Consider the following 12,281-nt stretch of genomic DNA (forward strand, 5'->3'; position numbering starts at 1 on the left):
CTACCGCGTTTCCACCGGCAGGCTGCCGCGGCGGCGCTCCCAGCCATGGGTTTCCAGTTCTGGCGTGTCCGAGCTTTCCTCGGGCCAGCCCACGCAGAAATAGCCGATCAGCCGCCAGCCCTCGGGCACCGACAGGTCGCGGGTCAGCCGGCCGGGATCGAGGATCGAGACCCAGCCCAGCCCCAGCCCATGCGCGCGCAGCGCCAGCCAGAACAAAGTGACGGCCGAGACCACCGAATAGCGGCGCATTTCGGGCATGGTGCCTGCGCCCAGCCCCTGGCCCTTGTCGGTGGCGTCATCGCAGAACACCGCCAGCTGAACCGGCGCCTCTTGCATGCCCGACAGTTTCAGCTGGCTGTACAACTGCGCTCGGTCACCGGAGTAACCCGCCAGCGCCGCGTCATTGGCCGCCTTGAAGTTCTCCAGCGCCACGGCCCGGGCCTCAGGGCTTTCGACGCGGATCACGCGCCACGGTTCGCTCAGCCCCACCGAAGGGGCCAGCTGAAACGCGTCGAGGCAGCGCGTCAGCACTGCCTCGTCCACCGCGTCGGTGCGGAACCGGCGTACATCGCGCCGGAGCCGCATCAACAGATCGAACTGCGTGCGGAAATCTTCGGTGAAAGCCTGATCCTGCACGCGCCCGCCTGTTTACTCTTCTGCAGCAGCAGCTTCTTCTTCGGCCGGAGCGGCAGCAGCCTCTGCGGCTTCAGCAGCCTTGGCGGCTTTCTCTTCCGCGCGCTCCTGGGCTTTCTTGCCCGGGGTGCCCTTCTGAGGGTTGTTGCGCTCGGCTTTCTCCTTGGCGCCGGCGGCTTCCAGCATGCGGGCAATCCGGTCGGTCGGCTGCGCGCCTTGGTCCAGCCAGTACTGGATGCGCTCCATGTTCATCTTCACGCGCTCTTCGCTGTCTTTCGGCAGCAGCGGGTTGTAGGTGCCCAGCTTCTCGATGAAGCGGCCGTCACGCGGCATGCGGCTGTCCGCTGCAACGATGCGGTAGAAGGGGCGCTTTTTCGAGCCGCCACGGGCCAGACGAATTTTCATTGCCATTGTGGTATCTCCTTTGGATGGCGTTGGCCGGAAAGCTCCGGCTATTTCTGGTGCTTCTTGTGGTGTCGGATGACTTCCTGAATGATGAAATTCAGGAAAGCCTTGGCAAAATCGGGGTCCAGATCCGCCTCTTTCGCCAGGTCTTCAAGCCGTGCGATCTGCGCGGCCTCGCGCGAGGGATCGGACGGGGGAAGGTCGTGTTCGGCCTTGAGCTTGCCAACGGCCTGCGTGTGCTTGAACCGCTCGGCCAGCGTATAGACCAGAATCGCGTCCAGCCGGTCGATGCTTTCGCGGTGATCTTTCAGCAAGGCCGCGGCCCGCGTCACGGGATTGTTCATTGGCCGGTCCTTTCGGTGTTCAGATCGGTCGTTGACGTGTCGAGTTTCGGGTGCCGCCAGATCTGTGCGGACTTGCCCAGCACTTCGCCCTCGCGCTCGTAAGTGGCGCCGAGGCGCTCTGCCAGAGCGCGCGAACGGTCATTGGCGTGGGCGATGTAGCTGATGACGCCGTTCAGCCCCTGATGGCGCGCCGCATGGTCGCGGGCGGCCTGCGCGGCCTCGAAGCCCAGGCCCTTGCCTTCGGCCTGTTCCATCAGGGTCCAGCCCAGCTCGGGTTCGTCCCAGCCCGGCACATAGATCATGCCGGTCCAGCCCACGAAAGTACCGCTGGCCTTTTCGGTCAGGTGCCACAAGCCATAGCCGCGCAGCGCCCAGTGGCCAAGCCGGTTCGCCAGTCCGTTCCAGCAGCCCGCCGCATCCCTGGGGCCGCCCACCATGTGGCTGCGCTCGGTCGAGTAGAAGGCCGTCATGGCCGGCAGGTCGTCCGGATGCGGTGCCCGAAGGATCAGGCGCTCAGTCTCAAGGGTCGGGATGGTGAAGGTCGTCATGCGTAGGCCTCCATCCCGCCATCGCCGTCGCCGGGCAGGTGACGATAGACCAGAACCGGCTCGTCGAACCCGGCCTCGGCCTGCAGGTCGCGCTGGGCGCACAGGCGCTCGGCCACGCGGGCCGAGGCTGCGTTGTCGGGGTCCACATAGCTGACCAGTGACGGCAGGGCCTGCGGACCCAGCGCAAAGTCGCGGGCGGCTTCGGCCGCTTCGGTTGCAAGGCCACGCCCTTCGGCGGCTTCGGTCAGCAGATAGCCCAGCTCGTGTTCGCGGTCGCCGAATTCCATGCCGATCGACACGAAGCCCAGAACCTGACCGCCCGCGCGGTCCTCGATGGCCCAAATTCCCGCCCCGCGCAGCAGCCAGCCCGCGACGTATTGCGAGAAATCCAGCCAAGCCGCCTGCCGGTCAAACGGGCCGTCCATGTGTTTGGCGCGGTCCGACATCAGGATGTCGGCATAGGTGTCGAAATCCCCGATCCGCGGCGCGCGCAGCACCAGCCGCGCAGTCTCCAGCCGCGGCAAGTCCGCAGCCAGCCGCGCCGACAGAGCGGCAGCGGGGCCAGTGGCCGGAGCCTCCCAGGGATATGCGACGGGCGCGGTCACTTATTTCTTCTTTCCGAACCCGCTCAGGCCGGGGGGCAGGGCCATGCCGCCGCCCATGCCGGGCATGCCGCCGGGCATCTTGCCGCCCATCGCCTTGGCTGCGGCTTCCAGCGCCTTGGGGTCCATGCCCGCAGCCATGTCCTCGGGGCTGGGCCCGCCTTTGCCGAACATGCCTTTCATGGCCTGTTTCAGCATCTTGCCTTTGCCCATCTTGCCCATCTTCTTCATCATGTCCGACATCTGCCGGTGCATCTTGAGCAGCTTGTTGATGTCGCTGACTTCCATGCCCGAACCGGCCGCGATGCGTTTCTTGCGGCTGGCCTGCAGCAGCGCGGGGTTGGCGCGTTCCTTCTTGGTCATCGACTGGATCATGGCGATCTGCTGGCGCAGGATCCGGTCGTCCAGTCCGGCCTGATCCATCTGCTTGGCCATCTTGCCCATGCCCGGCATCATGCCCATCATGCCCTGCATGCCGCCCATCTGGATCATCTGTTCCAGCTGCATCTTCAGGTCGTTCATGTTGAACTGACCCTTCATCATGCGCTTCATCATGCGCTCGGTCTGCTCGAGCTCCATGGTCTCCTGGGCCTTTTCGACCAGGGCCACGATGTCGCCCATACCCAGGATTCGGCCCGCGATGCGGTCGGGCTCGAAGGTTTCAAGCGCATCCATCTTCTCGCCCAGACCCACGAAGCGGATCGGCTTGCCGGTCACTGCGCGCATCGACAGCGCCGCACCGCCGCGGCCGTCACCGTCCATCCGGGTCAGGACCACGCCCGTGATGCCGACCTTGGCGTCGAACTCTTCGGCCACTTCGACGGCGACTTGACCGGTCAGGCCATCGACCACCAGCAGGGTTTCGCGCGGGTCCACCACGTTGCGGACCTGCTCGACCTCGTCCATCAGCACTTCGTCGATATGCAGACGGCCCGCAGTATCCAGCATGTAGACGTCATATCCGCCCAGCGTGGCCTGCTGCTTGGCGCGCTTGGCGATGTCCACCGGTTTCTGGCCCGGCACGATCGGCAGGGTGTCCACCCCGATCTGGGTGCCCAGCACCGCCAACTGGTCCATTGCCGCCGGGCGGTAGACGTCCAGCGAGGCCATCAGGACCTTCTTGCCCTCTTTTTCTTTCAGGCGTTTCGCCAGCTTGCCGGTGGTCGTCGTCTTGCCCGAGCCCTGCAAGCCGACCATCAGGATCGGCGCGGGCGGATTGTCGATTTTCAGCTTGCCGGGGTCCTCCTCGCCGCGCAGGGTATCGACCAGCGCGTCGTGCACGATCTTGACGACCTGCTGGCCTGGCGTGATCGACTTGGTCACCGCCTGGCCGGTCGCCTGTTCCTGCACCTTCTTGACGAACGCACGCGCCACCGGCAGCGACACGTCAGCCTCAAGCAGCGCCACGCGAACTTCGCGCAGGGCGGTCTTGACGTCTTCCTCGGACAGGGCGCCCTGTTTGGTCAGCCGGTCAAAGACGCCAGAGAGGCGTTCGGATAGATTTTCAAACATGCCTTCGGCCTCCTTCGCCGGTTGTCGGTTGGCGCCCCATAGATAGGGGCAGACGGGTCAATGCACAAACGCCCCCACGGGCGAAACTCGCTGGTGGGGGGCGATCCCTGAACGACTCAAGGGACCGGAAGAACAGACGCTTCCGGATGTTGCGTTGGCGTTTAGGCCCATTGGCCACCCGAGTCAACCATCCGCGCTTGCCGGGTTGCATCGTCTTGCCCCGTCGGCCATGACTGCCGCGATATTCGGGAGAAGACCATGGACGCCTCATCCGCCTTTCAGGACACATTGCCGCTTAGTTCCGATGCACTGCTGGCGCAGCTGGACGATTGGGGGCTGCCCTATCGCCTGCACAGCCACGTCCCGCTGCGGACGGTCGAAGAGTCGAAGGCGGTTGAGGATCAGTTCATGGTGCCGGGCGAAAACGCGTTGCGGCTCAAGAACCTGTATCTGCGCGACAAGAAAAAGCGGAACTACCTGGTGACGCTGGAGCAGAGCCGCGAGATCGACCTCAAGGCGCTGGGCGCCGAACTGGGGGTGGGCAACCTGTCCTTCGGGTCGGCGGATCGGCTGATGCAGAACCTTGGCATCCGTCCCGGCGCGGTCAGCCCGCTGGCGATGATCAACGGCGTCGGCAACGATGTGCGGTTTTTCATGGACGACGCGGCGCAGCATGCGGACGTGATTTATATGCATCCGCTTGTCAACGACCGGACGGTGGCCATGGCGCGCGACGACCTGATCGCCTTCTTCGACCGGATCGGGTGCGAGGTTACCTGGCATCCCTGATCAATCGCTCAGCGCCTCTTTCAACGCGGCGGCGACATGGGCGGCCGAGGGATTGATGAACAGGTGCCCGTCGGTCTCGAAAACCGGGTCATCAAGATGTTGGGGAAAGGCCAGCGGCAATTCGGTGCAGGCCAGCAGGATCGCGGTTCCGGGGGCGGCGTGCCGGTTGCAGAATGCCAGCAGACGGTGGCGGGCATTGGCCGAGGCACCGCCATAGAATTCGGTGTCGATCATGGCCTGCATTTCCGCGATCTGGTCCTCTGGAAGCCGGTCATTGGCTGTGATGCCTTCAGCCGCCAACCGTTCCGCGTAGTGGCGCGCTTGCATCGTGACCGAGGTTCCCAGCACCAGCGCGCTTTTGGCGCCTGTCGTTTTGGTGGCCACGGCGGTTGCATCAAAGATACTCAGGATCGGCATGGTCACGCCCTGCCGGATCGCATGCAAACGGGCGTGAGGTGTGTTCGAGGCGATGATGCCGAAATCACATCCCGCCTGCTCAAGCGTCAGCAGTGCATCGCGGAAAACGGCATCGAACGCGGACCAGCTTGCTTCGTCGCCGGAGGTTCCGCGCAGCGCGCGGGTTTTGGCCTGGGTGACGGATTCGATGGTCATCGGAGGAACAGGCAGCGGTGATCCGTGCCCGCGTTCTGCAAAATGGCGCCCCGCGCCCTCGGCGATGGCGCGGTAATAGTCTATTGTCGACGCCCAGCCGACCCCGCCCAGAATTCCGATCTTCTTCATGACAACCGTCCAATCTGCCGATCCCGCTCGGGGACAGATTGGACGGTTTGGCCGGGGATGGCCAGTGGCCGGATCAGGCGGCCAGTTCGGCCACGGCTTTCTGGGCGTTGCTCAGAGTTGCTTCCGGGTCCAGCGCCATGCGGTCAGCGGCCACCACATCCACGTCATGGATGCCGATGAAGCCCAGAACATGGCGGGCGTATCCGGTTGCAAAGTCGATCTCGGACCCCACCGCGGTACCGCCCGAAGCGATGGCGAGGATGGCGCGCTTGCCCTCCAGCAGGCCCTTGGGGCCATTCTCGGTATAAGAGAACGTCAGGCCTGCACGAGCGACCAGGTCGATCCAGGCCTTGAAGGCGGCCGGGACCGAGAAATTGTAGATCGGCAACCCAATCACCACCGTGTCGGCCTGCTGCAGTTCCTTGACCAACTCATCCGACAGGGCCAGCAGGTCGCGCTGGGTGGCGTCGCGTTGATCGGCGGGGGTGAAGTTGGCGGTGATCCAGTCCTCGGTCAGCAGGGGCAGGGGTGTGGCCAGGTCGCGGCGGATGATGCGGCTGGCGCCCAGGTGTTGGACGATGCGGGCCGACAGGTCGCGGGTGGCCGAGCCGGTGCGGCGGGCCGAGGCGTCGATATGCAGGATGGTCTTTGTCATGGCGTGGATCCTTCTCAGGGTTCGGATTTTGCGTCTGAGCCCAATATGAGTGTTGCGTGAGCGAACGAAACTGGGATAAATCAACAGGCATTGTTGGAAATTGCACAGAATTGGTTTTGTCATGGACAATTGGGACGAGGTCCGCACCGCCTACCAGGTTGCGCGCATGGGCACGGTCAGCGGCGCGGCCGAGGTTCTGGGGGTGCACCATGCCACGGTGATCCGCCATATCGACGCGATCGAGGCCCGGTTGAAGGTCAAGCTGTTCCAGCGCCACGCGCGCGGCTACACCCCGACCGAGGCGGGCGAGGATCTGCTGCGCGTGGCCCAGGCCACCGAGGATCAGTTCAACCAGCTGGTCGGGCGGCTGAAGGGGCGCGGAGACGATGTCTCGGGCGAGCTGGTGGTGACGTCGCTGGCCTCGCTGGCGCCGCTGGTGGTGCCCACGCTGACCGCGTTCCAGCAGGACCATCCCGACCTGATCGTGCGCTATCTGACCGGCGACCGCCTGTTCCGCCTTGAATATGGCGAGGCGCATGTGGCCATACGTGCCGGTGCGGCCCCAGATCAGCCGGACAACGTGGTGCAGCCCTTCATGACGCAAGAGGTGGGGCTTTATGCCAGTCAGGACTATATCGCGCGGCGCGGCCTGCCTGTGGGCGTCGAGGATTTCCCCAACCACGCCTTCGTCGGGGCGGATGATGAAAACAGCCGCGCGCCTTTTTCTCGCTGGCTGCGCGCCAATGTCCCGGCCGAGGCGATCACCTTCCGCTGTTCCAACAACTTTACCGTGGCCGAGGCGGTTCTGGCCGGGGCGGGGATCGGCTTCATGGCCCGGTGGGAGGCCGCCCGCCATCCGCAGTTGCAGGAAGTGATGGAGCCGCTGCCGGAATGGGCCGGCAATCTGTGGCTGGTAACCCATGTGGATCTGCACCGCACCAACAAGGTGCAGACCTTTCTCAAATTTCTCAAAGAACAAGCCAAGGGCTGGCTGCCATGAGCCCGCAGGCGCGTGGCCATCTGGCCATGCTGGTGTTCTCGGCGCTGGTGGCGGGCAGTTTCTCGCTGGGTTCGATGATTGCCAACGAGATCGCGCCGGCGGCGTTGAACGCCGCGCGGTTCGCAATTGCCGGCGTGGTGATCGGCATTGCGGCACGGATGACGACCGGCCTGCCGCGCAGCGCGGCGCGCGCGCCGTGGCGTTATCTGGTGCTGGGCGGGCTGTTCTCTGCCTATTTCGTGCTGATGTTCTATGGGCTGAAGACCGCGCCGCCGGTCAGCGCGGCGGCGGTGTTCACCCTGACGCCGATCCTGTCGGCGGTGGCAGGTTGGGTGTTGCTGCGCCAGATCACCACCCCGCACATGGCCCTTGCGTTGAGCGTGGGCGCAGTTGGCGCGCTGTGGGTGGTGTTCCGCGCCGATTGGCTTGCCTTTCGCGCCTTTGAGATCGGGCAGGGCGAGATCATCTATTTTGGGGGCTGTGTGGCCCATGCGATCTATACACCCATGGTGCGCAAGCTGAACCGGGGCGAGCCGCCGGTCGTGTTCACCTTCGGCACGCTGGTGGCTGGGTGCGCGGTGCTGACGGTGTTCGGCTGGTCCGACATCCGCGCGACCAACTGGGCCAACCTGCCGGCGATCGTCTGGATCGGCCTGTTCTATGTGGCTATCTGCGCCAGCGCGGCCACCTTCGTTCTGTTGCAGTACGCCACGCTGCTGCTGCCGTCGGCCAAGGTCATGGCCTATACCTACCTGACGCCCAGCTGGGTGATCATCTGGCAGATCGCGCTGGGCCAACCGGCGCCGGGCCTTCTGGTTCTAGTGGGGATCGGGCTGACGATCCTTGCCCTTGTGCTGCTGCTGAAAGGGGATGACCTGGGGATGGCCCGGCAACAAACCGCGCCGGACTGACCTTTGCCAAAGCGCCCGTTCGTGGCAGGGTGAGGCAAACTCCGAAAGGACCGGAACATGCACAGATTGATTGCCTCGGCCACGCTAATGCTGGTTTTTGGGTGTACGCAGGACACCGCCGACAATTCAATCCTTCAAGCCAGCTGCGAGGCATTGGTGGCTGCTGAGGCAAACCGGAGCCCCGCGGATGTCCAGGCTCTGTCAACAACTGCCGAACCGGCGGGAACCGTCACACAGGTCGCAGTGGCTGGCGCTCAGGCACCCTGGCTGTGCCGCGCCGATCCCAGCGGCGTGGTCACAGGGGTCGAGTACAGCCAGCAAGGCTGATCCTCTTGGATTGAGCCACATCAAGGGCCGGTTGAGTCAAACCCGCTAAGCTATCGGCGTGAAAGGAGGGACTGATGTTCAAACACATAATGTTTCCCGTCGATCTGCATCTGCCACCCGAAGTGCGCAAAGCGGCCGAAGTTGCGGCACAAGTCGCCCGGTGGCAGGGCGCGCGGATAACCATCGTCAGCGTGACAAGCAACCAGCCCGGCGACCCCACGCAAACCGAATCCGCGATCAAGGACCATCTGTCCGATCTGGCGGACGAGTTGTCCCAGGCCAGCGGAGCGCAAGTCGATTTCCGCAACATTCATTCGGTGGATGTGGCGGTCGAAGTGGATGGTGACCTGGCCCGCACCGCTGAAGAGATCGGTGCCGACCTGATCGTGGTGGGCACCCATGCGCCACGGATTACCGACTTCATCCTGTCCAGCCATGCCGGATACCTGGCCAAACATGCCAGCATGTCGGTCTTCGTGGTGCGCTAGGCCTCGTCCCCCGCGGAAAGCTGGTTTTCCAGGAACCGCTCGAACGCATCCAGATTCACGGGTTCGAACTGCCCGAACCCCTGCATCCAGACCGAGGCCGCGCGCAGGGCGTCTGGTTCCAGCTTGCACCATTTCACCCGGCCGCGCTTTTCCTGACTGATCAGCCCCGCGCGGGTCAGGATCGTCAGGTGTTTCGAGATCGCCGCCAGCGACATCTCGAACGGCTCGGCCACGTCGGTGACGGCCATGTCATCCTCGAGCAGCATCGCCAGGATCGCGCGCCGCGTGGGGTCGGCCAAGGCCGCAAAGACGGTATCGAGGTCATCGGACATGATCCCGCTGAACCACAGCGGGAAAGTTTGGTCAACCATTTGGTTGAATATGCGGAATCCGGTGCTTCCAGCGGAATGGATTGCCAGTGACCCGATCGGCAGACAACGTGCTCCCTTAATATACATTTGAAAACAAACGGTTAAGCTGCGTCAATTGGAGCCATCAACAGCGTTGACTCTGCGCGCGAGGCCGCATAGCAACTGCGCCAAGACTGTGCGAGGGAAACGCCCGTGACCGATGACGACCCAAAGCAGCGCCTGACGCAGCTTGAGGCCAAGATCGACGCGGCAAAAAAGGCCAAAGCGCCGAAACCGCGTGCGGACGCTGACATATCCGGGGGCGAACTGGCCTGGCGGATGGTCATCGAGATGGTTTCCGGTCTGGGGATCGGATTTGGCATCGGGTACGGGCTGGACAGCCTGTTCGGGACGATCCCGATCTTCTTGGTGCTGTTCACATTGCTGGGCCTTGTCGCGGGCGTGAAGGTCATGCTCCGCAGCGCGCAAGAAGCTCAAGAGAAACAAGCGGCCTCGACACAGGCCGAGAAGGACGAGAGGGACTGAACGTGGCGACCGAGACCACCGCAGCAGAAGGCAGCAGCCTGGTTTTCCATCCGATGGACCAGTTCATCGTCAAGCCGCTTTTCGGCGGTGAGATGGCTTGGTACACGCCCACCAACGTGACCCTGTGGCTGTTCTTCGCGGTTCTGGCCATCATCGGCCTGCTGGTGCTGAGCACCTCGAAGCGCGCAATCGTCCCGACCCGCATGCAGTCGATCGCCGAGCTGGCCTACGGCTTCATCTACAAGATGCTGGAAGACATCTGTGGCAAGGAAGGCGTCAAATACTTCCCCTATGTCATGACCCTGTTCATGTTCATCGTCACCGCGAACTTCCTCGGCCTGATCCCGACCTCGTTTACCACGACATCGCATTTCGCGGTCACCATTCCGCTGGCGCTGGCCGTGTTTCTGACCGTGACCGTTCTGGGCTTTGTCAAGAACGGCGCCGGGTTCCTCAGCCTGTTCTGGGTGTCCAGCGCGCCGCTGGCGCTGCGCCCGATCCTGGCGATCATCGAGCTGATCTCGTACTTCGTGCGCCCGGTCAGCCACTCCATTCGTCTTGCAGGTAACGTCATGGCGGGCCACGCCGTGATCAAGGTTTTCGCCGGCTTCGCCGCGGTCGCCGTGATCTCGCCCGTGTCCGTTCTGGCGATCACTGCAATGTACGGCCTCGAGGTCCTGGTGGCCTTCATTCAGGCCTACGTATTCACCATTCTGACCTGTGTTTATCTGAAGGACGCTCTGCATCCGCATCACTGATCAGGGACGACCCTGAGCACAGGAACGATAACCCAAAATCGAAACTTCCAATTCGTAAGGAGATACATCATGGAAGGCGATCTCGCACACATCGGCGCAGGCCTGGCAGCAATCGGTTCCGGCGCGGCCGCAATCGGGGTGGGCAACGTGGCCGGCAACTTCCTGGCCGGCGCTCTGCGCAACCCTTCGGCGGCTGCTTCGCAGACCGCAACCCTGTTCATCGGTATCGCATTCGCAGAAGCCCTGGGGATCTTCGCATTCCTGGTCTCGCTGCTGCTGATGTTCGCCGTATAATCTGCGGAACCTGATCCTTACGCGCAGGTGGGCCCAAGCCATAGCGGCCCACCTGTTGTAAAGACAACGTTCCGACGGAGGACATCATGGCGACAGAACCCATAGCTGCAGAAGCAGTCGGCAAATGCGTCGATTCCCATGGCTCGGCCATCGGGATGCCGCAGCTCTGCTTCGATTGGTTCCCCAACCAGATCTTCTGGCTGGTCATTACGCTGGTCGTCATCTTTCTGGTCCTGTCCCGCGTGGCCCTGCCGCGCATCGCGGCGATCCTGGCCGAGCGTCAGGGGACCATTACAAATGACCTGGCTGCGGCCGAAGACCTGAAGGCCAAGGCGGTCGAGGCCGAAGAGGCCTACAACAAGGCGCTGGCCGATGCCCGTGCCGAGGCTCAGCGGATCGCAGCCGAAGCGCGCGCCGAAATCCAGGCGGATCTGGATGACGCGATTGCCAAGGCAGATGCGGAAATCGCGGCCAAGGCGGCAGAATCGGAGAAGGCAATTGCCGAAATCCGTGCCGGAGCGCTGGAAAGCATTCAACAGGTTGCCGACGATACGGCGGCCGAACTGGTGACTGCGCTGGGCGGCGAGGCGGATGCCAAAACCATCAGCAGTGCCGTCAGCGCCCAGATGAAAGGATAAGTGACATGCGGAATACACTTGCTCTTATCCTGACCGCAGGCTTCGCCAGCCCGGCGCTGGCCGCAAGCGGGCCTTTCTTCTCGCTGGCGAACACCGACTTCGTTGTGACGCTGGGCTTCATCGTCTTTATCGCGGTCCTGTTCTATTTCAAGGTTCCGTCGATGATCGGCGGGGCGTTGGACAACCGCGCCGAAGGCATCAAGGCCGAGCTGGACGAGGCCCGTGCCCTGCATGAAGAAGCGCGCAGCCTGCTGGCCTCATACGAGCGCAAGCAGCGCGAAGTGCAGACTCAGGCCGAAGCCATTGTGGCCGCGGCGAAGGAAGATTCGGTTCTGGCTGCCGAACAGGCAAAGGCGGATCTGGAGAAATCCATCGCGCGTCGTCTGGCTGCCGCACAGGATCAAATCGCATCGGCCGAGGCCTCGGCGGTGAAGGAAGTGCGCGACCAGGCTGTTACTGCGGCCGTTGCGGCGGCCAAGTCCGTGCTTGCCAAGCAGATGACTGCGGCGCAAGCCAACAAGCTGATTGACTCGGCGATCTCCGAGGTCGGTGACAAGCTGCACTGAGCTGTTCGGCGCGCTGCTGCCGGCAGCCGTCCGCCAGACGACATCAGCGCTAAATCTAAGACTCAACAAATATGGCGAGGGCTCTGTTTTCTGCCCTCGCCTCATTTTGTTGTACAGCCAGGCATCTTCTTTAGGCATGTTACGTGTTGCCTGATAAATACCAGAGCAATACAT

The 12,281-nt window shown here is 63.4% G+C and carries 19 protein-coding genes; 10 read left to right on the plus strand and 9 right to left on the minus strand.

Annotated elements, in window-relative coordinates; all coding sequences use genetic code 11:
- From bluB to ffh, 6 genes are read right to left on the minus strand one after another with little or no spacing between them, the layout of a single operon-like run.
- The gene (bluB, locus tag K3752_RS01780; RefSeq protein ID WP_260064502.1) at positions 1 to 636 is read right to left on the minus strand and encodes a 5,6-dimethylbenzimidazole synthase; all 636 of its coding nucleotides are present in this window, start codon (positions 634 to 636) and stop codon (positions 1 to 3) included.
- Positions 637 to 648: 12 nt separating this feature from the next.
- Positions 649 to 1,044, minus strand: a complete 396-nt coding sequence (gene rpsP, locus K3752_RS01785) for a 30S ribosomal protein S16 (RefSeq protein WP_093965193.1) — start codon at positions 1,042 to 1,044, stop codon at positions 649 to 651.
- A gap of 41 nt (positions 1,045 to 1,085) precedes the next feature.
- Positions 1,086 to 1,382 (minus strand): chorismate mutase, encoded by a 297-nt coding sequence (locus tag K3752_RS01790; RefSeq protein ID WP_005981236.1) that lies wholly within the window; start codon positions 1,380 to 1,382, stop codon positions 1,086 to 1,088.
- A complete protein-coding gene (locus K3752_RS01795) occupies positions 1,379 to 1,930 on the minus strand; it encodes a GNAT family N-acetyltransferase (RefSeq protein ID WP_260064508.1) in 552 nt (183 codons plus the stop codon). Before K3752_RS01795 ends, K3752_RS01790 begins: the two co-directional genes overlap by 4 nt.
- Positions 1,927 to 2,535, minus strand: a complete 609-nt coding sequence (locus tag K3752_RS01800) for a GNAT family N-acetyltransferase (protein WP_260064510.1) — start codon at positions 2,533 to 2,535, stop codon at positions 1,927 to 1,929. Before K3752_RS01800 ends, K3752_RS01795 begins: the two co-directional genes overlap by 4 nt.
- Complete coding sequence (ffh, locus tag K3752_RS01805; protein ID WP_093965200.1) at positions 2,536 to 4,044, minus strand: signal recognition particle protein; 1,509 nt, start codon at positions 4,042 to 4,044, stop codon at positions 2,536 to 2,538.
- Positions 4,045 to 4,302: 258 nt separating this feature from the next.
- Between ffh and K3752_RS01810 the strand changes: the two genes are divergently transcribed.
- Complete coding sequence (locus K3752_RS01810; protein WP_260064513.1) at positions 4,303 to 4,833, plus strand: prolyl-tRNA synthetase associated domain-containing protein; 531 nt, start codon at positions 4,303 to 4,305, stop codon at positions 4,831 to 4,833.
- Here the strand turns inward: K3752_RS01810 and K3752_RS01815 are convergent, their stop codons facing one another.
- Entirely contained in the window at positions 4,834 to 5,574 is a 741-nt protein-coding gene (locus K3752_RS01815) for an aspartate/glutamate racemase family protein (RefSeq protein ID WP_260064522.1), read from the minus strand. It abuts the gene before it with no gap.
- A gap of 73 nt (positions 5,575 to 5,647) precedes the next feature.
- Complete coding sequence (locus tag K3752_RS01820; protein WP_170366227.1) at positions 5,648 to 6,229, minus strand: FMN-dependent NADH-azoreductase; 582 nt, start codon at positions 6,227 to 6,229, stop codon at positions 5,648 to 5,650.
- Positions 6,230 to 6,350: 121 nt separating this feature from the next.
- Here K3752_RS01820 and K3752_RS01825 point away from each other — a divergent pair, with 121 nt between their 5' ends.
- From K3752_RS01825 to K3752_RS01840, 4 genes are all read left to right on the plus strand, one after another.
- On the plus strand, positions 6,351 to 7,229 hold the full coding sequence (locus K3752_RS01825) for a LysR family transcriptional regulator (protein WP_260064525.1): 879 nt from the start codon (positions 6,351 to 6,353) through the stop codon (positions 7,227 to 7,229).
- Positions 7,226 to 8,140 (plus strand): DMT family transporter, encoded by a 915-nt coding sequence (locus K3752_RS01830; protein WP_260064528.1) that lies wholly within the window; start codon positions 7,226 to 7,228, stop codon positions 8,138 to 8,140. Before K3752_RS01825 ends, K3752_RS01830 begins: the two co-directional genes overlap by 4 nt.
- A gap of 57 nt (positions 8,141 to 8,197) precedes the next feature.
- The gene (locus K3752_RS01835; RefSeq protein ID WP_260064535.1) at positions 8,198 to 8,467 is read left to right on the plus strand and encodes a hypothetical protein; all 270 of its coding nucleotides are present in this window, start codon (positions 8,198 to 8,200) and stop codon (positions 8,465 to 8,467) included.
- Positions 8,468 to 8,541: 74 nt separating this feature from the next.
- Entirely contained in the window at positions 8,542 to 8,955 is a 414-nt protein-coding gene (locus K3752_RS01840) for a universal stress protein (protein ID WP_170361483.1), read from the plus strand.
- Here K3752_RS01840 and K3752_RS01845 read toward each other — a convergent pair.
- Complete coding sequence (locus K3752_RS01845) at positions 8,952 to 9,287, minus strand: helix-turn-helix transcriptional regulator (RefSeq protein WP_040634579.1); 336 nt, start codon at positions 9,285 to 9,287, stop codon at positions 8,952 to 8,954. The genes K3752_RS01840 and K3752_RS01845 overlap by 4 nt on opposite strands.
- 231 nt (positions 9,288 to 9,518) lie before the next feature.
- Here K3752_RS01845 and K3752_RS01850 point away from each other — a divergent pair, with 231 nt between their 5' ends.
- The 5 genes from K3752_RS01850 (at position 9,519) to K3752_RS01870 (ending at position 12,107) form a co-directional block, all read left to right on the plus strand.
- A complete protein-coding gene (locus K3752_RS01850; RefSeq protein ID WP_093965213.1) occupies positions 9,519 to 9,851 on the plus strand; it encodes an AtpZ/AtpI family protein in 333 nt (110 codons plus the stop codon).
- Between the two features lie 2 nt (positions 9,852 to 9,853).
- Complete coding sequence (locus K3752_RS01855) at positions 9,854 to 10,609, plus strand: F0F1 ATP synthase subunit A (protein ID WP_093965215.1); 756 nt, start codon at positions 9,854 to 9,856, stop codon at positions 10,607 to 10,609.
- A gap of 69 nt (positions 10,610 to 10,678) precedes the next feature.
- A complete protein-coding gene (locus tag K3752_RS01860) occupies positions 10,679 to 10,903 on the plus strand; it encodes a F0F1 ATP synthase subunit C (RefSeq protein WP_005981269.1) in 225 nt (74 codons plus the stop codon).
- Between the two features lie 86 nt (positions 10,904 to 10,989).
- A complete protein-coding gene (locus K3752_RS01865; protein ID WP_260064546.1) occupies positions 10,990 to 11,541 on the plus strand; it encodes a F0F1 ATP synthase subunit B' in 552 nt (183 codons plus the stop codon).
- 5 nt (positions 11,542 to 11,546) lie between these two features.
- Entirely contained in the window at positions 11,547 to 12,107 is a 561-nt protein-coding gene (locus K3752_RS01870) for a F0F1 ATP synthase subunit B (RefSeq protein WP_093965218.1), read from the plus strand.
- Positions 12,108 to 12,281: the final 174 nt, after the last annotated feature.

The sequence above is a fragment of the Ruegeria sp. B32 genome (assembly GCF_025141855.1).
Lineage (GTDB): Bacteria > Pseudomonadota > Alphaproteobacteria > Rhodobacterales > Rhodobacteraceae > Ruegeria > Ruegeria arenilitoris.